Source organism: Synechococcus sp. CCAP 1479/9, from assembly GCF_019038535.1.
Classification (GTDB): Bacteria; Cyanobacteriota; Cyanobacteriia; order PCC-6307; family Cyanobiaceae; genus Cyanobium.
In genome coordinates, this window is record NZ_JAFKRK010000034.1 from 1 (window position 1) to 16906 (window position 16906).

The 16906-nt window shown below is 65.6% G+C and carries 18 protein-coding genes; 11 read left to right on the forward strand and 7 right to left on the reverse strand.

Features of this window, described 5'->3' with window-relative positions:
* Both KUG38_RS14010 and KUG38_RS14015 read right to left on the reverse strand, forming a co-directional pair.
* Positions 1-2589: calcium-binding protein (locus tag KUG38_RS14010; RefSeq protein ID WP_502988704.1), on the reverse strand; the 2589-nt coding region annotated here is incomplete at its 3' end.
* A 33-nt stretch (positions 2590-2622) separates the two neighbouring features.
* Positions 2623-3033, reverse strand: a complete 411-nt coding sequence (locus KUG38_RS14015) for a hypothetical protein (protein ID WP_216922693.1) — start codon at positions 3031-3033, stop codon at positions 2623-2625.
* A gap of 1178 nt (positions 3034-4211) precedes the next feature.
* On the opposite strand from KUG38_RS14015, the gene KUG38_RS14020 reads away from it, so the two are divergent.
* Positions 4212-4391: a tetratricopeptide repeat protein gene (locus tag KUG38_RS14020; RefSeq protein ID WP_216922694.1), complete on the forward strand. Its 180-nt coding sequence runs from the start codon at positions 4212-4214 to the stop codon at positions 4389-4391.
* A 490-nt stretch (positions 4392-4881) separates the two neighbouring features.
* On the opposite strand, the gene KUG38_RS16990 is transcribed toward KUG38_RS14020, so the two are convergent.
* Positions 4882-5067, reverse strand: coding sequence for a hypothetical protein (locus KUG38_RS16990; protein ID WP_286196062.1), 186 nt, complete (start codon positions 5065-5067; stop codon positions 4882-4884).
* 964 nt (positions 5068-6031) lie between these two features.
* Here KUG38_RS16990 and KUG38_RS14030 point away from each other — a divergent pair.
* Positions 6032-6535, forward strand: coding sequence for a hypothetical protein (locus KUG38_RS14030; protein ID WP_216922696.1), 504 nt, complete (start codon positions 6032-6034; stop codon positions 6533-6535).
* A gap of 269 nt (positions 6536-6804) precedes the next feature.
* Here the strand turns inward: KUG38_RS14030 and KUG38_RS14035 are convergent, their stop codons facing one another.
* Both KUG38_RS14035 and hisIE read right to left on the reverse strand, forming a co-directional pair.
* Complete coding sequence (locus KUG38_RS14035) at positions 6805-7170, reverse strand: hypothetical protein (protein WP_216922697.1); 366 nt, start codon at positions 7168-7170, stop codon at positions 6805-6807.
* The gene (hisIE, locus tag KUG38_RS14040; protein WP_216922707.1) at positions 7167-7829 is read right to left on the reverse strand and encodes a bifunctional phosphoribosyl-AMP cyclohydrolase/phosphoribosyl-ATP diphosphatase HisIE; all 663 of its coding nucleotides are present in this window, start codon (positions 7827-7829) and stop codon (positions 7167-7169) included. The genes KUG38_RS14035 and hisIE overlap by 4 nt, the downstream gene beginning before the upstream one ends.
* Positions 7830-7928: 99 nt before the next feature.
* Between hisIE and KUG38_RS14045 the strand changes: the two genes are divergently transcribed.
* From KUG38_RS14045 to KUG38_RS14065, 5 genes are read left to right on the forward strand one after another with little or no spacing between them, the layout of a single operon-like run.
* Entirely contained in the window at positions 7929-8432 is a 504-nt protein-coding gene (locus KUG38_RS14045) for a 6-carboxytetrahydropterin synthase (protein WP_216922698.1), read from the forward strand.
* Entirely contained in the window at positions 8429-9397 is a 969-nt protein-coding gene (locus KUG38_RS14050) for a permease (protein WP_216922708.1), read from the forward strand. Before KUG38_RS14045 ends, KUG38_RS14050 begins: the two co-directional genes overlap by 4 nt.
* Positions 9394-10101: a TIGR03943 family putative permease subunit gene (locus KUG38_RS14055; protein WP_216922699.1), complete on the forward strand. Its 708-nt coding sequence runs from the start codon at positions 9394-9396 to the stop codon at positions 10099-10101. The genes KUG38_RS14050 and KUG38_RS14055 overlap by 4 nt, the downstream gene beginning before the upstream one ends.
* On the forward strand, positions 10098-11468 hold the full coding sequence (locus tag KUG38_RS14060) for an Ig-like domain-containing domain (RefSeq protein ID WP_216922700.1): 1371 nt from the start codon (positions 10098-10100) through the stop codon (positions 11466-11468). Before KUG38_RS14055 ends, KUG38_RS14060 begins: the two co-directional genes overlap by 4 nt.
* Positions 11469-11478: 10 nt before the next feature.
* A complete protein-coding gene (locus tag KUG38_RS14065; protein WP_216922701.1) occupies positions 11479-11880 on the forward strand; it encodes a Fur family transcriptional regulator in 402 nt (133 codons plus the stop codon).
* Positions 11881-11890: 10 nt separating this feature from the next.
* Here the strand turns inward: KUG38_RS14065 and KUG38_RS14070 are convergent, their stop codons facing one another.
* Complete coding sequence (locus KUG38_RS14070; RefSeq protein WP_216922703.1) at positions 11891-12298, reverse strand: tellurite resistance TerB family protein; 408 nt, start codon at positions 12296-12298, stop codon at positions 11891-11893.
* 94 nt (positions 12299-12392) lie between these two features.
* Between KUG38_RS14070 and KUG38_RS14075 the strand changes: the two genes are divergently transcribed.
* The 4 genes from KUG38_RS14075 (at position 12393) to KUG38_RS14090 (ending at position 16583) form a co-directional block, all read left to right on the forward strand.
* Positions 12393-13574 (forward strand): CobW family GTP-binding protein, encoded by a 1182-nt coding sequence (locus tag KUG38_RS14075; RefSeq protein WP_216922704.1) that lies wholly within the window; start codon positions 12393-12395, stop codon positions 13572-13574.
* Positions 13575-13659: 85 nt separating this feature from the next.
* Complete coding sequence (locus KUG38_RS14080) at positions 13660-13803, forward strand: hypothetical protein (protein ID WP_190612594.1); 144 nt, start codon at positions 13660-13662, stop codon at positions 13801-13803.
* Between the two features lie 117 nt (positions 13804-13920).
* Positions 13921-15012, forward strand: coding sequence for an extracellular solute-binding protein (locus KUG38_RS14085; RefSeq protein WP_216922705.1), 1092 nt, complete (start codon positions 13921-13923; stop codon positions 15010-15012).
* A 62-nt stretch (positions 15013-15074) separates the two neighbouring features.
* On the forward strand, positions 15075-16583 hold the full coding sequence (locus tag KUG38_RS14090; RefSeq protein ID WP_216922709.1) for an ABC transporter permease: 1509 nt from the start codon (positions 15075-15077) through the stop codon (positions 16581-16583).
* Positions 16584-16625: 42 nt separating this feature from the next.
* On the opposite strand, the gene KUG38_RS14095 is transcribed toward KUG38_RS14090, so the two are convergent.
* Entirely contained in the window at positions 16626-16769 is a 144-nt protein-coding gene (locus KUG38_RS14095; protein ID WP_216922706.1) for a hypothetical protein, read from the reverse strand.
* Between the last annotated feature and the right edge of the window lie 137 nt (positions 16770-16906).

A 16906-nucleotide genomic window follows, 5' to 3' on the forward strand; every position in this document is an offset into this window, starting at 1 on the left:
TCCACCGTTCAGGCTGTCATTGCCGCTCCCCGACACCAGCCAGTCACGGCCCGCGCCGCCATGCAGCAGGTCATCGCCCGCTCCGCCTTCGATCCAATCCTGACCATCCGTGCCAGACAAGTGGTTGGATTCATATGATCCCTGAAGAAAGCGATGCCCTGAAGCAATCCGCTGGAAAACGCTACCTTTCGCTGTATCGGAAATGAATGAGTCCTGCAATTTTGCCAGAATCAGAGATCCAGAGTCTCCGATGGCTCGAAAAGATCGAATCAGCTTATACAGTCCCAGGAAGTCTGATGACTGAAGGAAGCTTGCATCCAGATAGCTGCTGATCCACTGAAGGCTCTGCTGCGATGGCTGCAAATGAATGTCACCATCTGCTGCCACAAGCCGTTGCAGGATCGGCCTTGCATCCGTCTGGAGAATCAGCTGATCTTCCAACTGAAGACGGAAATCCACATAGGCCTGATGAAGCAACCGCACCGCCGGAGCAATGGGCGTAGGGTCAGTCCAGCCCTGGCGAAAGCGCTGACCGAGCAGGCGCTCCATGACTGCGAGTCGTCCATCGATCGCATCCCAGCCAGCCTTGAGCTGCTCAGAAGACACGCCGACCCAACGAAAGATCAATGGATCAATCAGTGCCTCGCGCTGTACGCTGTTGCCCTGGATCCAGCTTTCCAGAAGCAAAAGCAGCTCTCCGGATTGATCTGCAGCCATGGCTTGATGCAGGTCAGGCACCATACCCATGCCTTTCAGATCTGGAAGTACAGAAAGGCCTGCATCAATAGAGACAGGGTGAAGCCACCTGGTTCGTGCCTGATCGACCTGAAACCAGACATCATGCATGGATTGAAGAGTTCCGTCAGAGGACTGGAACCGACCGATCTGAAGGTGTCGGTTACCCTCAGAGTCGACCATATCTGAAGCTGCATAGTCAACACCGAGACGCAGCAAGCCTGCCTCGCTGAGGCTCACGATCTCGTCTTGATCGGCAACCGCATTGCTGTTTCGATCAATCCATACACTCAGCGTCGACCATAGTGGATCTTGTTGATCGATCCAGCGATCTCCATTTCCATCAAGTGCCTTGAGAGCATCAAATCCATTGGCTGCTTTCGTTCCATTCGGCAGCAATGTGTGATTGCCAAATAGCTCACCTCCATGGTCGATGAGACCATTGCCATCAAGATCATGCACAAGCAGTCCATCCGTCGGGCTGATCCAACCCGTCCGTTCGGCAAATCCATTACCGTCATGATCAAAATGGATCGCAGAGCCATGCTCAGATGATGTGATCACTCCATTGCGGTCAAGATCAAGAACAAGGGGACATGAATAGTTTCTTTCCGCCGCTTGAAACTGATTTCTCAATTCCCCCAGTCCCCGTTCCCAGAGATCGGCAAGGTGCCCGACCACAAACTCTGCAGCCTCGTCGGAATAGGCACTTCCAAGCATCGAGGCCGACAGCACGATGCCGCTTGCAGCCAACCATCCCAGCGGGCCCGCAGCCAGCAGGGGTGCCACCGCCAGTGAGGCCAGGCGACCAGCAAGAATCGCCCCGGCATTCTCAAGTGCCCATTGGGTCATCATCCGCTGTGCAGCGTCCGGATCGCCCGCATCCATTGCTGCTTTGGCATCATGGGCGACGGCCGCAAGGCTGACGACGTCAGCGATGCGACCCAGTTGATCCATCGCCTTGAGCCAACGCGATGGAGTCTGAGGAGACTGATTGAGAAGATCCTGCCTGTAGTGAACAGCCAAGTTGTCCTGGGCTATTCGGATCTCTCTCAGCGCTTCACGATGGGCAGCCACCCTCTCCTGGGGAATGAAGTCAGCCATCGACCGCATCGGAGTATCGGGGGGAGGGGCATTCCCATTGATCGCATTGGAGTCTTCAAAGAAGTCTCGGGCGTCAAGGACGTAATGCTGATTGATCTGCAGAGGATCTCCATATTCGTCCACAGAAATCTTCAACCTTGAAGTCCTCACTTCGGACGCTGCAATGATTATCTTAAATGCATCCTCTACGGCCATTCCATGAAATACCTCAATTGGTATTCCATCAATACTTGTCACTCTTGGATTATTCAGAATGAGCGGGAGCTCAGTCTGAAAGAAGACTCGACTTACTGACGCCCCTCCAGTGAAAGTCACCACCTCTCCAACGGCATCTGCGACATAACGAGCCGAAACCATGTCCCAAACTCCATTATTTACGCGCAAACCATCAACGACCTCCCCATCCATAAAGCCTTGAAGCCCAACCTTGTCCTCCCCGAATATCTGCTTCAGTTTATCGACAAACTTTTTATTGTAGTTACTCGAGTTTCTTGTCATATTCATAAACTTCCCGACCTCAGACTGATCAATAGTACGGACGTCATTGCCAGATTCGTGCAGTGCCTCCGCCATCGCGCCAGAGTGCACGATCTTCTCACCGACGGAAGAATATCTTCCCGTAACTCCACTATAAAGGACCGTAACAGACCCTTGAACCCGGTGATCGACTCTCTCAATTAGCTCTAGAAGCTGCTCCTTAGTTTCAATTGTGTCCAGCAGAAGGTTGGCCTGCTCAGCAGTAAGCTTCATGATTCCAAGATGCGGATATAAAGTGACTAAGTGCTAGAACTGAATCATTGCAACTGACTCATGAGGTGGTCGAGTCTCCTCGCCATCAAGCCCAAACACGGCTAAGGCACTACGGAGAACAGACAAGACTTCATGCATATCCAGGCCTCCAAGATCACTAGGCTGAATATGAGAGACTTCTTTCCACACTATCTTCGGAGCATTCACCTGCGATCCGATAGAGACAATTTCGACATTTAGCGATATGTCCAGCATCGTATCTCGCATAAACAGCCAGAATCTTCCTTCAGGGATGTATTCCCTAGAAAAGTTTTCAATAATCCCCCCCCACAAGTAACAATCCAGCTCCCTATCCCTCGTCCAGTAACGACCATCACCGGGCTTGAACGGCAGGTTGTATCGGGCAATGTCTTCATCCGAGACCACTTCATTCACGAAGCCCATCTGGGTTGCCTCAAACACTGTGGGACACAACGGTTGGAAGCCATGATCCGCGTTGGTGGAGTTGCCATCACGCGACTTCCTGGACATCAGGAGCTGCACGTTGAGAACCTAACGATGGACAGTGGGATCGGCCAGCACTGACAAAACGTCGAGCGCGTGCAAGTCCTGTTCCAGGCTTCCCGGCGGCGGTCATGGGGTCCATGGCTCCACGCGTCAGTGCTTCGGTAGGCCGTCGTGGGAGAAGTCAGAGCACTTCAACGATGCCTGTCCAGCCAGGGCGGCATCTACTGCACTAGGAGGGTCGTCAGGCGTCAAGGCACAAGGCTGACAATGGGGCACCAAGTCCTGGATCAGCGCTGCAAGGCCATTCAGGACACGTCCTGGTCTCAGCGCTGCGTCGCGATCCAGACCGTTGTCGAGGCTGCAGCCAATGACCTGGGTACCACCTTTGGTGGCGAGAAAGGTGCCATGGTGAGCGGCAGGTCCCCGAGGCTCATGCATGGCTGGGACCTGGGCGCCCGAGCCCAGTCGCTGAAGCCTCCAGAGCCAAAGAGACAAACCTTCACCCGTCTTCAGCGGCCAAAGCCCCGCTGCCTAGCTTGAAATCAAACCGCCGTGCTTGCCGTGGTGAGTCCGTGGTTCAGCCGAAGCCTTCCAGCGGTTGCCCTGCTCCGAGGCCATGCCATCGGGGCACCCGTGCCCGCGATGGCCGTCGCCCAGCGGTTTCCCGCTGGTGCGGGCGACACCTGGAGTCCCCAGGCAACGCCACGAACAGACAACCAGGTACCGCCGCAGGTGAGCGGCTGGATCCGCCAGGCCATGGCACTGGAAGACAAGGGAGCCGACGGTGAAGCCCTGACCTGCAGCAGAAGGTGGTGGACTGGCTGCGGGCGAATCCCCAGCAGGACGACACCACCACGGCCCGAATCCTCCATGCTTACGGGCGGCTTCTCTGGATCAACAGCCGGTTCGTCGAGGCGCTTGGCCCAGCCGAGGAAGCCGTGAAGCTGCGCCGGAGTCTGGAGGGAATCAGCAGCGATGCCACAGCTGATCTGGCGGCGTCCCTGAGACTGGTAGCCCCTCTCTAAGCAGCCATAGGGCGCAGCAAGGAGATGCTTCCACCCACCCTCGAGTCGGTAACAATCCGCTGATCACTGGGTATCAGGAATCCCGAGGAGGTGACCAACCTGGCCCATGCCCTGAATGATCTGGGAGACCGCTACGGCGACCTCGGCCGACGCGAAGACGCTCTACCGCCATTTCTGGAGGCCATGGAAATTCGCAGAAGCTTGGCTTCAGCCAATCCTGCCTCCCTCAGCGATCTGGCCGTCACCCTCGACAGCCTTGTCGAGTACTAGCACGAACTCGGACGTCCCCCAGAGGCCCTGCCATTGAGTCTGGAAATGCTCCAGATCGTCTGCAGACAGGCCAGTAGTGACCCCGCCATGCAGGACAGTCTGGGGGATGCTCCTGATCAGTTGAGCCACATCCACAGAGATCTGGGACATCCTTCGAAAGCGCTCCCTTTCTTCCTCGAATCGGTAATGGTCTACCGCCAACTGGTGGTGAAGGATTCCGACTACCTGGGAGAATTAGCCCGTTCCCTTCTCAATCAGGGCATCGCTCTCAGTGAGCTCGGACGCCCTTCAGAAGCGCTTCCACCCACCGTCGAAGCCGTGGAGATCGACCGCCAACTTGTATCAAAAGATCCTGCCTTTCAAAAAGATCTCGACCGTGCCCTTAACAGCCTGAACCTCATCCGCAGACAACTGGGGCTCCCTGAAGACGCATTGCCGAGTGCTGAGCCGTCGTTGAGCCGTCGCAGTTCCGATCCCCAGCCATCCCCCCTCACCCATCCAGCTCCAACCACTTCCGCGCCTCCACCGCCGCCTTCTCCTGACCCTGCCGGTGCCCGAAGGCAAACGCCGCCACGCAGATCAGCGTGATCGCCGCCGGCACCGTGCCCGATGGCAGCCGGTTGCGGTTGGCCAGGTCGTCCGGCAGGCCCCCCAGCGTCAGCACCAGGAAGCCCACCGCCCCCAGCGCCGTCAGGCCATAGAGAAACGGCGTGATCGTGGGGCCGTACGGGCGTGCTGCAGCAGCACCGAAGCGAAGGCATCTGCTGATACATCGTGTCCAATGGTTTCTTGTCTCGTCCAGAGACCGATCTTGATTCTGAAGTGATGGAAACGACTGATTGCCAGAGCATTTCTTTTGCTTACCATACACATCGTATCCACTAAACAAGCCTTCCGCAGGCGTAGTGGCTCCACCAGCTCTATCGCCTTAGCGAATTTGAACTTATCCTTATTCGGCCAGACAACCGAATCCTACCATGAATCTTCTCCAATCAACAGCATTGCATCACCCTAGATAATCTGATCTATTCAGATAGCTCTATCCAAGAGGTTTTGCATGCTTCCTACATGATTTCCTCTTTTCCGGTCTGCTTGCGATTGCCGCGTTTACTGCGAACACTGCGAATGCGACATCACTGTGGTGGATCAAGGTCATCACGACGCAACAAGCCCATCCAGGTTGCTTGAGGGAAGCGCAGAACGGAGCCGGGCGCTCCTTCTCAAATGTCCGAGTTGGTTCTGACGAAATTGGAGACCTCAATCGATCAGAATGTCTATGTTTCAGTTACCTGTTTAGAGCGCGGAGCTGGGCTGCGTGCAGTAGCTGTTATGTCAGGTGTAGGCGAAGAATGCAACTGGGTTTTTCAAACCGTGACCAACAGTTCCGAACTTCCGCGAACTTCAGGTGCACCAGATTTCCAATCCAGGATCAGCCGCGCCATGCCTAAGTGGCAGTTGGAGCCTCGCTTTTCAAGTGAGCCTGGAATCTTCATATTCCTCAACTTGCCAAGGATGCAATGCAGGGCTAGATTTAGTCAGACAAAGAGTCGGGCAATTCTTGAGGTGGGGGAGTCTCGCTGCAAAGGCGATCCCAATGGATCGTCATTCATGCTAGGTAGATTTTCACCTGATCTCGAGCCATGTCATCCATTTTCTCTCAAGGAATCATGAACATCCATCGACCTGCCGGTGCCAACTTGCTATGGCGCGTTGGCATTGCCGCCTCCGCTATGGCAGCTTGTTTGGTTTTGCCAGCTGATGCGTTAGCGCAAAGTTTTCCGTTGACATGCAAGGCAGGATCGACCATGAGGTTGTCCGTTGGACTCCTCAGCGGACTCAACACCGCCAGTGTGTTCTTCCGACCCAGCAGTGTACCCGCTGCAGCCGGGTTGAGCCCGGGCTTCTGTGCCTGGAGCGATCGAGGGTGGCGGGACGGGGAGCCAACAACTCTCTTCATTCGTGACGCGGGGCGCGTTGTTGGCAACTTTCAAAATGGTGCCTACTCACGGCTTGAATTCACCCGTGGCGATATTCGGGGACTTGAGGGCATCACCCGCAACAGTGGTCAGATCTTCATCTTTCAAGTCCATCGGGAAGGCACAGGAGGCAACGGAGTGATGGTGGTCGATCGCGTTGGTCCCTGATGTCTGCCTTCGGCTTGTCTCTGAGCAGATTGAGCAGTGACAAGGGGGTATGTGACCGCTAAGGGTTTTGGTGCGACCTACCAACCCATGCCGTAAGCCTTATCCATAGCTGCCTCAAAGCCCTCCTCACCGAGGAGGGACTTCTCCAGTATGGGATCCAGCACCTGAAGCACGGTCGCAGACTTGCCGTGATCGCCGCATTGAGCGGAATCAGGCTCAGCTGTGCCTAGTGCTGGCAGGTTAAGCAACGCAGAGGAGGCCCCTCAGCCCTAACCATCCAACTCCAACCACTTCCGCGCCTCCACCGCCGCCTTCTCCTGCCCCTGCCGGTGCCCGAAGGCAAACGCCGCCACGCAGATCAGCGTGATCGCCGCCGGCACCGTGCCCGACGGCAGTCGGTTGCGGCTGGCCAGGTCGTCCGGCAGGCCCCCCAGCGTCAGCACCAGGAAGCCCACCGCCCCCAGGGCCGTCAGGCCATAGAGAAACGGTGTGATCGTGCGGCGCGTCAGGGCGTGCAGCAGCAGCACCGCCAGCCCCACCCAGGGCAGGCTCGATCCCAGGGCCCACAGCCAGCGTTCGCCCGATCCATCGCCCAGCCGCCGGCGGCAGGCCAGTTCCCGCTGCAGCCGGCTCATTCGCGCCGTGGCGCACCGCGCCGCTCGGCCAGCACCTCCTGCACCCGGCGCCAGTCGACGCCGTGGTGGGCCAGGGCCACCTGCATATGAAAAATCAGATCGGCCGCCTCACCGGCGATCGCGTCCGGGTCGTCGTCCTTGCAGGCCATCACGAATTCAGCGCTCTCCTCGCCGATCTTCTTGAGGATCCGGTTGTCGCCCCCCTCCAGCAGCTTGTTCGTGTAGCTGCCGGGCTCAGGCCGCTCCCTGCGGCCGTTGATCACCCGCGCCAGCTCGGTGCAGACATCCGCCGGCGGCGGCAGGGCCTCGGGGCCTCCAGCGGTGGCCGTTTCGCCTTCCTCGTAGAAGCAGCTGCGGGCACCGGTGTGGCAGGCCACCTGGCCCACCTGCTCGATCGTCAGCAGCAGCACGTCGGCGTCGCAGTCGTAGCGGAGCCCCCTGAGCTTCTGGAAATGGCCGCTGGTGGCCCCTTTGTGCCACAGCTCCTGCCGCGAGCGGCTCCAGTAGTGCACCTCGCCCGTGGCCAGGCTGCGCTCGATCGCCTCCCGGTTCATCCAGGCCACCATCAGCACCGCCCCGTCCAGCCAGTCCTGGGCCACCGCCGGGATAAGCCCCGCCCCGTCGAAGCGCAGCGTGGCGATCAGCTCTGGCCCAGCCAGCTCCGCCCCCCCACCGGGCGACGGCGGATGACAGGATCCAGGGGAAGCGGCGGATGGAGCCCCCAAGGGACGCGACGTCAGCTGCAGTGATCCTCCCCCATGTCCACCCCCGCGGCCCACACCTGCAGCAAGAGCTACGGCGGCTTCCCCTGCTGCCACCGCCAGTGGCGCCACCCGGGCCACTGCCGCTTCGTGCACGGCTACAGCCGCAGCTTCACCTTCTGGTTCGCCGCCCACCACCTCGACGTCCACGGCTTCGTGGTCGATTTCTCCAGCCTCCAGCCCCTGCGGGCCCGGCTCGAGCAGCAGTTCGACCACACCTTCCTGGTCAACCACGACGACCCCCTCCTCGCCCAGTGGCAGACCCTGCATGAGCAGGGCGCCCTCGATCTGCGGGTGATGGCCAACGTGGGCATGGAGGCCAGTGCCGAGCTGGCCTGGGGCTGGGCCAACGAACTGCTCGGCCCCCGCGACGGCGGCCGCAGCTGCTGCTGGCGGGTGGAAGCCCGCGAGAACGAGGCCAACGCCGCCCGCTTCACCGCCATCCCCGAGTGGTTCGAAGCGGGCACCACCACCACCCCGGAGCCCTGGCCGGCGCCGTGATCCTCACCCGTCTGGCCACCGCCTGGGCCCTGGTCCAGGGGCTGCTGATCGAGGCGCTGCCCTTCCTGCTGATCGGCGTGCTGATCTCCGCCGGCGCCCGCTGGTTCGCCCCGGGGGGCCGCTGGCTGCGGCGGCTGCCCTCCCACCCCGTGCTGGGGCCCCTCACCGGCGCCGCCCTCGGTTTCGCCCTGCCCGCCTGCGAATGCGGCAACGTGCCGGTGGCCCGCCGCATGCTGAGCGGTGGCGCGCCCCTCGGCGCCGGTCTCGGCTTCCTGTTCGCCGCCCCCGTGCTCAACCCGATCGTGATCGCCAGCACCTGGGCCGCCTTCCCAGACCAGCCCTGGCTGCTGCTGGCCCGGCCCCTCGGCGCCGTGGTGGTGGCCGTGGGCCTGGCCCTGCTGCTGGGCCTGGTGGGCGAGCCCCAGCTGCTGCAGGCCGACCTGCTGGCCGAACGGCGCCTGCACCAGCCCCTGGCGGCGCTGGGGTTGCTGGAGCGCTCCAGCGGCCTGGTGGGCGCCCCGCCACCGTCGGCCCTCAGCGCCGAGACCGCCCCGGTGCGGCCGCCCCTGGCCGAGCTGATGAAGCACGCCAGCCAGGAGTTCCTCTACCTGGCCCTGCTGCTGGTGATGGGCAGCGTCATCGCCGCCCTGGTGCAATCCTTCGTGCCCCGCAGCTGGCTGCTGGCGGTGGGCGGCGCCCCCACCCTCTCGATCCTGGCCCTGATGCTGCTGGCCCTGGTGGTGTCGGTGTGCTCGAGCGTGGATGCGTTCCTGGCCCTCAGCTTCGCCGCCCAGGTCACCCCCGGGGCCCTGCTTGCCTTCCTGCTCCTGGGCCCGGTGATCGACCTCAAACTCGTCAGCCTGCTCGGGCTGCTGTTCCGCCCCCGCGGCCTGGTGCTCACCACCGCCGGGGCCGCCCTGATGGTGCTCCTGATCGGCCAGTGGGTGAACCTGTGGCGCCTATGACTCCCCCCCTCCTGCAGCGGGCCGCCCTCTGGCGCGCCGCCAGCCTCGGCCTCTGGGCCCTGGTGATGCTTTACAGCTGCGTCGACGGCCGCCTCGACCTCCTCCTGCGGGCCGTGTTCCATCCCCTGGTGGCCCTGGCCGGCCTGCTGCTGCTGCTCGTCGCCCTGCTGCAGCTGCGCCTCGCCTTCGGGCCCGGCCGGCAGGAGCGGGGCGACCGGCGCCAGGCCCGCACCCTGCTGCTCACCGCCGCCATCGCCCTGCTGGTGCTGCTGCTGCCGCCGGCCCCCTCCTTCGCCGACCTGGCCGGCCAGCGCCCCCGCGACGAGACCGCCGAAAGCGAGCTCAGCTTCGTGTTGCCGCCCGCCCAGCGCAGCCTCACCGACTGGGTGCGGCTGCTGCGCAGCCAGCCCGATCCCAAGCTGTTCGCCGGCGATCCGGTGCGCATCAGCGGCTTCGTGCTGCCGATGGAGGGCGAATCGCCCCAGCTGGCCCGGCTGCTGGTGCGCTGCTGCCTGGCCGATGCCTCCCCGGTGGGGCTGCCCGTCCACTGGCCCGCCGGCCAGGCCCCCTTCCCCGCCGACCAGTGGCTGGCCATCGACGGGGTGATGGGCCTCAGGCCCGCCCCCGGCGGCGGCGAGCGGCTGGAGGTGGTCCCCAGCCGCATCCGGCCGATCCCCCGGCCCGCCCGGCCCCTGGAACCATGAGCCCGCTCTCCCGCCTCCCCTGGGCCGGCCCCCTGCCGCTCACCCTGGCCCTGGCCGCTCTGCTGGCCCTCGTCCAGCAGCAGCTGCTGCTGAACCACCCGCCCCGGCTTGAGCGGCTCACGCCGGTGGCCGCCAGCTCCGGCCCGGCCGCCCTGCAGGCCCGCTTCAGCCGGCCCATGGACCCGGCCAGCCTCCAGGCCGCCAGCACCCTCAGCCCGCCCCTGGCCCACCGCTGGCTCGGCGATGGCGACACCCTGCTGCTGAACCTCTCCCCCGACCAGCGGATCAGCTCCCCCCTGCAGCTGGAGCTGGCCGGCCGCGATCGCCGCGGCCTGGCCCTGGCCCCCCAGCGCTGGCAGTGGGATCCGCGCCCCCGGCTGCTGGCGGTGGTGCCGGTGGCCAGCGGCGAGCAGCTGCGGGTGCGGGAGCACGACGGCCGCTGGCGGCCGATCTCGCCGGTCTGGCCGCGCATCACCATGGTCGAACCGCTCGGCGGTGGCGAGGCCGTGGCCGTGGTGTCGCGCTCCGAGACCGGCCGCTTCCGGGTGTGGCGGCTGCCGCTGCGCCAGCAGCCCCTGCGCCCCCTGGGCCGCGGGCGCCCGGCGTCAGCGTCCCCCGTGCAGGCCGGTGCCCCCGAGGCCATCGGCGCCGGCGAGATGGTCTTCGCCCACATCAGCGGCAACCGCCGCGGCGACCTGCTGGTGCAGGCCGGCGGTGAGCAGCCCGACCAGGTGAGCATCAGCCTCTGGCCGGCCCGGGGCGGCCCCCGGGTGCTGCCGCTGGAGGCCAGCGGCGCCGTGCGGCTGCTGCCCGAGGGGGGCGCCCTGGTGGTGCCCGAGATCGATGGCCTCAGCCTGCGCGACCTGCCCCCCCGTCCGCCCCGCCGCCAGACCCTGCCCGGCAGCCGCGACCTGAGCAGCTTCTGTCCCCGGGCGGGGCGGGCCCTGCTGGTGCGCCACTGGCCCGATTTCCGCCGCTCCCTGGAGTTGGTGGAACCGGGCGTGGCCCCCCGCCAGCTCTGGCTCGGCCCCCAGGCCCTGGCGGCCACGGCCTGCAGCCGCGGCGGCGAACGGATCTGGGCCCTGCTGATCGAAGGGGTGGGCCGCCCCGTCCTCACCCTGGTGACCCTCGACCGGCGCGGCACCGTGCTGGCCTCGCGGCGCCTGGCCGGCTGGGAGCTCGAACCCGGCACCGGCCTCAGCTATGACCCCACCAGCGACCGGCTGGCGCTGGTGCTCCGCCCCCTGGGGGAGCTGCGCGGGGCACCGCCGGCGCCCCCCCGCGCGGTGCTGATCGAGGCCTCCAGCCTGACCCTCCAGCCCCTGCCCCAGGAGGCCCTCCAGGCCATCTGGCTGCCGGCAGGGTAGAAACGGAACCATGCAGGCCACCTCCGCCCCCGATCTGCCGCCGCGCCAGGCCTCCCTGCTGGCGGAACTGCGCGACGCCGACGGCGAACTGAGCGGCCAGGACCTCCACGCCCGGCTGCGGGGCGGCCCCTCCGCCATGGGCCTGGCCACCGTCTACCGCCACCTGCGCCAGCTGCAGCAGCGGGGCCTGGTGCGCTGCCGCCACCTGCCCAGCGGCGAAGCCCTCTACGCCCCGACCGAGCGGGACGAGCACCACCTCACCTGCGTCGACTGCGGCACCACCATGGTGCTGCCCCAGTGCCCGGTGCACGGCCTGCACCTGCCGGGGGAGGACCTGGGCGACTTCCTGCCGATGTACCACACCCTGGAGTTCTTCGGGCTGTGCGGCCGCTGCCGGGGCACCCGGTCCTGAGGCCGGCCGGTCAGGCCCTGAGGCTGTCGCGGTGCAGCACCGCCATCACATCGAGGATCTGGCTGCAGCGCTCCGCCGGCACGTTGATCAGTTCCCCCAGCCGCTGCAGCATCGCCTGCTCCACCGGCTTGAGGCTGCGGTTGGCGTACACCAGCAGGGCCGCCATCGCATAGGCCGTCTCCTGCTGGGGTTCGCTCAGCACCGGCGCGGCCTCCACCAGCAGCTGTTCCCAACCGCCGTTGCGCAGGCGCCCCAGCAGGCCGTCGAACATCGCCCCCATCACCGCTTCGCCGAGGTTGCCGTAGGGCGAGCGCAGCTCCAGCTGCTGGCGGAGCAGGGCGGCCTCGTCACCGTCGAGGGCGCCATCGCAGGCCACCGCGGCAAGGCCGATGGCGGCGAACGCTTCGCTGGGGTTCATGGACCAGGTTCGGAGATTGCCATTCCAGCAGCCGCGGCCGCACTGGTGGGGTGAGCGCGCCGGCAGAATCACCGCAGCGGTTCCCCTTCCGGCCATGACCAGCACGAAACTGGACGCCCCGACCCCGGGTGCGGCCGCCGAGGCCCGGCCGATCTCCGTGCCGGTGACGATCCTCACGGGCTTCCTCGGAGCAGGTAAGACCACCCTGCTCAACCACATCCTCAGCAACCAGGAGGGCGTCAAGACCGCCGTGCTGGTCAATGAGTTCGGCGAGATCGGCATCGACAACGAGCTGATCGTCGCCACCGGCGACGACATGGTGGAGCTGAGCAACGGCTGCATCTGCTGCTCGATCAACGGCGAACTGCTGGAGGCCGTCTACCGGGTGCTGGAGCGCCCCGACCCCGTCGACTACCTGGTGGTCGAGACCACGGGCCTGGCCGATCCGCTGCCCGTGGCCATGACCTTCCTCGGCAGCGACCTGCGCGACCTCACCCGGCTGGATTCGATCATCACCCTGGTGGACGCGGAGAACTTCGGCGCCGAGACGCTGCAGGGGGAGGTGGGCCGCTCCCAGATCGTCTACGGCGACATGATCCTGCTCAACAAGTGCGACCTGGTCAGCGAGGAGCGGCTGGAGCGGCTGGAGGCCGAGCTGCGGGCGATCAAGAGCGAGGCCCGTATCCTGCGCTCGGTGAAGGGCGAAGTGCCCCTGCCCCTGCTGCTGAGCGTGGGCCTGTTCGAGAGCGACAAGGTGGTGGCCCAGCAGCAGGCCCCCGCCGCCGGCGATCACCACGGCCACGACCATGGCGCCGAGGACCACAGCCACTGCGACCACGACCACGGCCACTGCGAGCACGAACCGGCCGCAGCCAGCCATGACCACGGCCACTCCCACGATCACGATCACGGCCATCACCATGGCCACGATCACGCCCATGACCATGGCGGCCATGCCGACCACCAGGCCATCGAGGGGTTCACCTCCCTGTCCTTCAGCAGCGACGGCCCCCTCTCCCTGCGCAAGTTCCAGAACTTCCTCGACAACCAGATGCCGGCGGGGGTCTTCCGGGCCAAGGGCATCCTCTGGTTCAACGAAAGCGAGCGCCGCCACGTGTTCCACCTGGCCGGCAAACGCTTCTCCATCGACGACAGCGACTGGCCGGGGGAGCGCAAGAACCAGCTGGTGCTGATCGGCAAGGATCTCGACCACCAGCGCCTGCGCCAGCAGCTCCAGGCGTGCGTGGCCGGCGCGTCCGGCAAGGGCTTCGCCTGATCGGCAAACCGCCGTCCCGTTGTGCTGCATCCACTACGGAACCACCGGCTGGCGCCGCTAGGGTGACGCTCTACGTACTGCTCCCATGACCGAGTTCCTCCTGATGACGGGCGTTCTCGCCCTTCTCGGTCTGGTGCTGTGGATGGCGATGGATTCCGACGACGACAACGGCGGCGGCGGCCTGATGCAGCCCGCCCTCATCCCCGTGCGCCGCTCCAGCTCCTACTGAATCGCCGTCCCGGATCCTGCCCCTGGGTAGTAAGCATTGATACCTGGCTTCGCGTCGTTTGTTCCGACCATCCCTTCGGAGCCTTCATAGGGTCCGGGAAGACACCCGTTCTTCCCGATGCCCACCCCCAGGCTCGCCCGTCGTCGCCTCCTTCTGCCTGTCGGCGGATCCGCGGCCCTGGCCGCCGCCCTGCTCGCCGTCTTCGGCAGCGGATCTTTGCCGGCCATCGGCCAGTCGCAGGCCCAGGCTCCCGCCGTCGCCCAGGCCGGCACCACCATCGGGGTCTACTCCGGTCGCCACTACAACACCGACAAGGAGCTCTACCGCCAGTTCACCGCCCGCACCGGCATCAAGGTGAACGTGCTGGAAGCCAAGGATGACGCCCTGCTGGAGCGACTCAAGAGTGAGGGCAAGAACAGCCCCGCCGATGTGCTCGTCCTGGTCGATGCCGCCCGCCTCGACGCCGCCACCGACCAGGGCCTGTTCCGCCCCGTCCGTTCAGCGGCCCTGCAGCGGGACGTGCCCGCCAACCTGCGGGATTCCCAGGGCCGCTGGTACGGCCTCACCCGCCGGGTGCGGGCCGTGGTGGTCAACCCGAAGCTGGTGAATCCCGCCACGATCCGCACCTACGCCGATCTGGCCAAGCCGGCCCTCAAGGGCAAGCTCTGCCTGCGGGAGCGCAAGAGTCCCTACAACCAGTCCCTGGTGGCCAGCCAGATGATCCTGCGGGGTGATGCCGCCACCCGCACCTGGATCCGCGGCATGGTGGCCAACGTCAGCCAGCCCTTCTTCACCTCCGACACCCCCCTGGCCCGGGCCGTCGCCCGGGGCGAGTGCGGCGTGGGGGTGGTGAACACCTACTACATCGCCCGCATGCTCTCCGGCGAAGGCGGCGCCCAGGACAAGCAGCTGGCCGAACGCCTGAAGGTGGTCTATCTCAATCCCTCCCACGTCAACATCACCGGCGCCGGCGTCACCCTCCACGCCAAAAATCCCCAGGCGGCGACCCGGCTGATCGAGTTCCTGGCCTCCCCCACCGGCGGCCGCGGCTACGCCGAAGCCAACAACGAATACCCGCTCAAGGGCTTCGGGGATAACCCGATCCTGAAGCGGTTCGGCAGCTTCCGGGCCGATGGCGTCTCGGTGGAGCAGATCGGATCCAGGAGCCGGGCGGCCACCCGGATGATGGAATCGAACGGCTGGAAATAGGACACCGGATGGCGACAGCGGCAACGGCGGAGCGGGCACCAGCCCCCCGGACAGCTCCGCCGATGCGGCGGGCTTCCCTCGCGGCGGCCGTCCTGCTGGTCTGCGCCCTGGCGGTGCTGCCGTTCCTGGCCCTGGCCGGCTTCGCCCTTCGCGATGCCGGCTCCGGCGGCCTCTGGCTGGGGGCCGAAGGCCTGGAGCAGCTGAGCAACACCCTGGTGCTGGTGCTGGGCGTCGGCCTGATCGCGGCCCTGCTCGGCACCGCCAACGGCTGGCTCACCGCCTGCTGCCGCTTCCCTGGACGCCGCTGGCTGCGGCTGGCCCAGGTGCTGCCCCTGGCGGCTCCGGCCTTCGTGCTCGCCGCCGTGCTGGTTGACCTCGGCAGCCGCTGGGGCTTCCGCGTGCACGGCATCGGCTGGGCCGTGCTGCTGCTGAGCCTCACCACCTACAGCTACGTCTTCCTGCTCTCCACGGAGAGTTTCTCGGGCAGTGGGCAGCGCCAGCTGGAGGCCTGCCGCAGCCTGGGGGTGGGCCCCTGGGGCAGCTTCCGGCGGGTCGCCCTGCCCCTGGCGCTGCCCTCCATCGGCGCCGGTGTCGCCCTCGGCGGCATGGAGGTGGTCAATGAACTCGGCGCCGTGGAGCTGCTGGGGGTGCCCACCCTCTCGCGGGGGATCCTGCAGCGCTGGCAGGCGGAGGGCGACCTGCCGGGGGCGGTGGGACTGGCCCTGATCGCCCTGGTGCTGGTCAGCCTGCTGGTGGGGGCCGAACGCTGGATGCGCCAGCGCAGCCGCCGCTGGAACGTCGGCCAGGACGGTGTCGGCGCGTTGCAGTGGCCGCTGCAGGGATGGCGCCGCCTGCTGGCCCAGCTGCTCTCCGTGCTGCCGCCCCTGGTGAGCCTGGGGCTTCCCCTCACCTGGCTGGTGGCGAGCCGCGACCACCTGCAGAGCGATCCGCTCGAGGATCTGCTGGCCCTGGCGCTGCGCAGCCTGGGGCTGGCCCTCGTCGCCACCGTGGTCACCGTGGCGGCGGCCCTGGTGCTGGCCATCAGCCGCCGCTGGCTGGCCGACCGGCTGCTGGGCCGGCTCACCTTCTTCGCCGGCATGGGCTACGCCGTGCCGGGCACCGTGCTGGCCCTGGCCCTGATGCTGATCGGCGGGCCGCTGCAGCTCAGCCCCCTGCTGCTGCTGCTCTGGGGCTACGCCGACCGCTTCATGGCCGTTTCCAAGCAGGGACTCGACGCCTCGTTCGAGCACATTCCCCCCAGCCTGGACGAATCGGCCACCAGCCTGGGCTGCGGCTGGCTGGCGGTGCTGCGCCGCATCCACCTGCCCCTGCTGCGTGGTCCGCTGCTGGTGGGGGCGCTGCTCGTCTTCGTCGACGTGGTGAAGGAGCTTCCCCTCACCTTCTCCCTGCGTCCCTTCGACTTCGACACCCTTTCGGTGCGTGTCTATCAGTACGCCAGTGACGAACGGGTGGGGGCGGCCCTGATTCCGGCACTGCTGATCCTGGCGCTGGGGCTGGCCGCCTCGATCGCCCTGATGCCGAGCCTCGAACGCCAGGGCCCGGGCGACTGAAGCGGGCCCCGGCCGGACCGGAGCCCAGGGTTCCGCACGACCTCAGTCGCGGCCGCAGCAGCACTTGCCGCCTTTCCATTTGGAGCATTTCTTCTGGCGGCAGCCCTTCTTCTTCGCCTGGGGCTGGGGACCGCGGGCGCTGATCGGAGCGGGGACGTCGGGAAGGCTGCCGAGGGAGGGGGCCATGGGGGCGAAGGGAAAGGAAGGAGAAGGGAGAAAGCAGAAGGCAGGGGGCGTCAGGCCGCCAGGGGTGCACCGTCGACCAGGGCCGGTGCCAGGCGCAGGCTGGTCTCGCCGCTGGGGACCTGCATCAGGTCGGCGGC

What these genes read in the sequence shown, in the direction of transcription:
- KUG38_RS14015 (WP_216922693.1), bottom strand. Translation starts at nt 3,033, where the DNA reads ATGGGCTTCGTGAATGAAGTGGTCTCGGATGAAGACATTGCCCGATAC.
- KUG38_RS14070 (WP_216922703.1), bottom strand. Translation starts at nt 12,298, where the DNA reads ATGAACCCCAGCGAAGCGTTCGCCGCCATCGGCCTTGCCGCGGTGGCC.
- KUG38_RS14085 (WP_216922705.1), top strand. Translation starts at nt 13,921, where the DNA reads ATGCCCACCCCCAGGCTCGCCCGTCGTCGCCTCCTTCTGCCTGTCGGC.
- KUG38_RS14095 (WP_216922706.1), bottom strand. Translation starts at nt 16,769, where the DNA reads ATGGCCCCCTCCCTCGGCAGCCTTCCCGACGTCCCCGCTCCGATCAGC.
- KUG38_RS14075 (WP_216922704.1), top strand. Translation starts at nt 12,393, where the DNA reads ATGACCAGCACGAAACTGGACGCCCCGACCCCGGGTGCGGCCGCCGAG.
- KUG38_RS14035 (WP_216922697.1), bottom strand. Translation starts at nt 7,170, where the DNA reads ATGAGCCGGCTGCAGCGGGAACTGGCCTGCCGCCGGCGGCTGGGCGAT.
- KUG38_RS14080 (WP_190612594.1), top strand. Translation starts at nt 13,660, where the DNA reads ATGACCGAGTTCCTCCTGATGACGGGCGTTCTCGCCCTTCTCGGTCTG.
- KUG38_RS14030 (WP_216922696.1), top strand. Translation starts at nt 6,032, where the DNA reads ATGTCATCCATTTTCTCTCAAGGAATCATGAACATCCATCGACCTGCC.
- KUG38_RS14045 (WP_216922698.1), top strand. Translation starts at nt 7,929, where the DNA reads ATGTCCACCCCCGCGGCCCACACCTGCAGCAAGAGCTACGGCGGCTTC.
- KUG38_RS14090 (WP_216922709.1), top strand. Translation starts at nt 15,075, where the DNA reads ATGCGGCGGGCTTCCCTCGCGGCGGCCGTCCTGCTGGTCTGCGCCCTG.
- KUG38_RS14060 (WP_216922700.1), top strand. Translation starts at nt 10,098, where the DNA reads ATGAGCCCGCTCTCCCGCCTCCCCTGGGCCGGCCCCCTGCCGCTCACC.
- KUG38_RS14065 (WP_216922701.1), top strand. Translation starts at nt 11,479, where the DNA reads ATGCAGGCCACCTCCGCCCCCGATCTGCCGCCGCGCCAGGCCTCCCTG.
- KUG38_RS14055 (WP_216922699.1), top strand. Translation starts at nt 9,394, where the DNA reads ATGACTCCCCCCCTCCTGCAGCGGGCCGCCCTCTGGCGCGCCGCCAGC.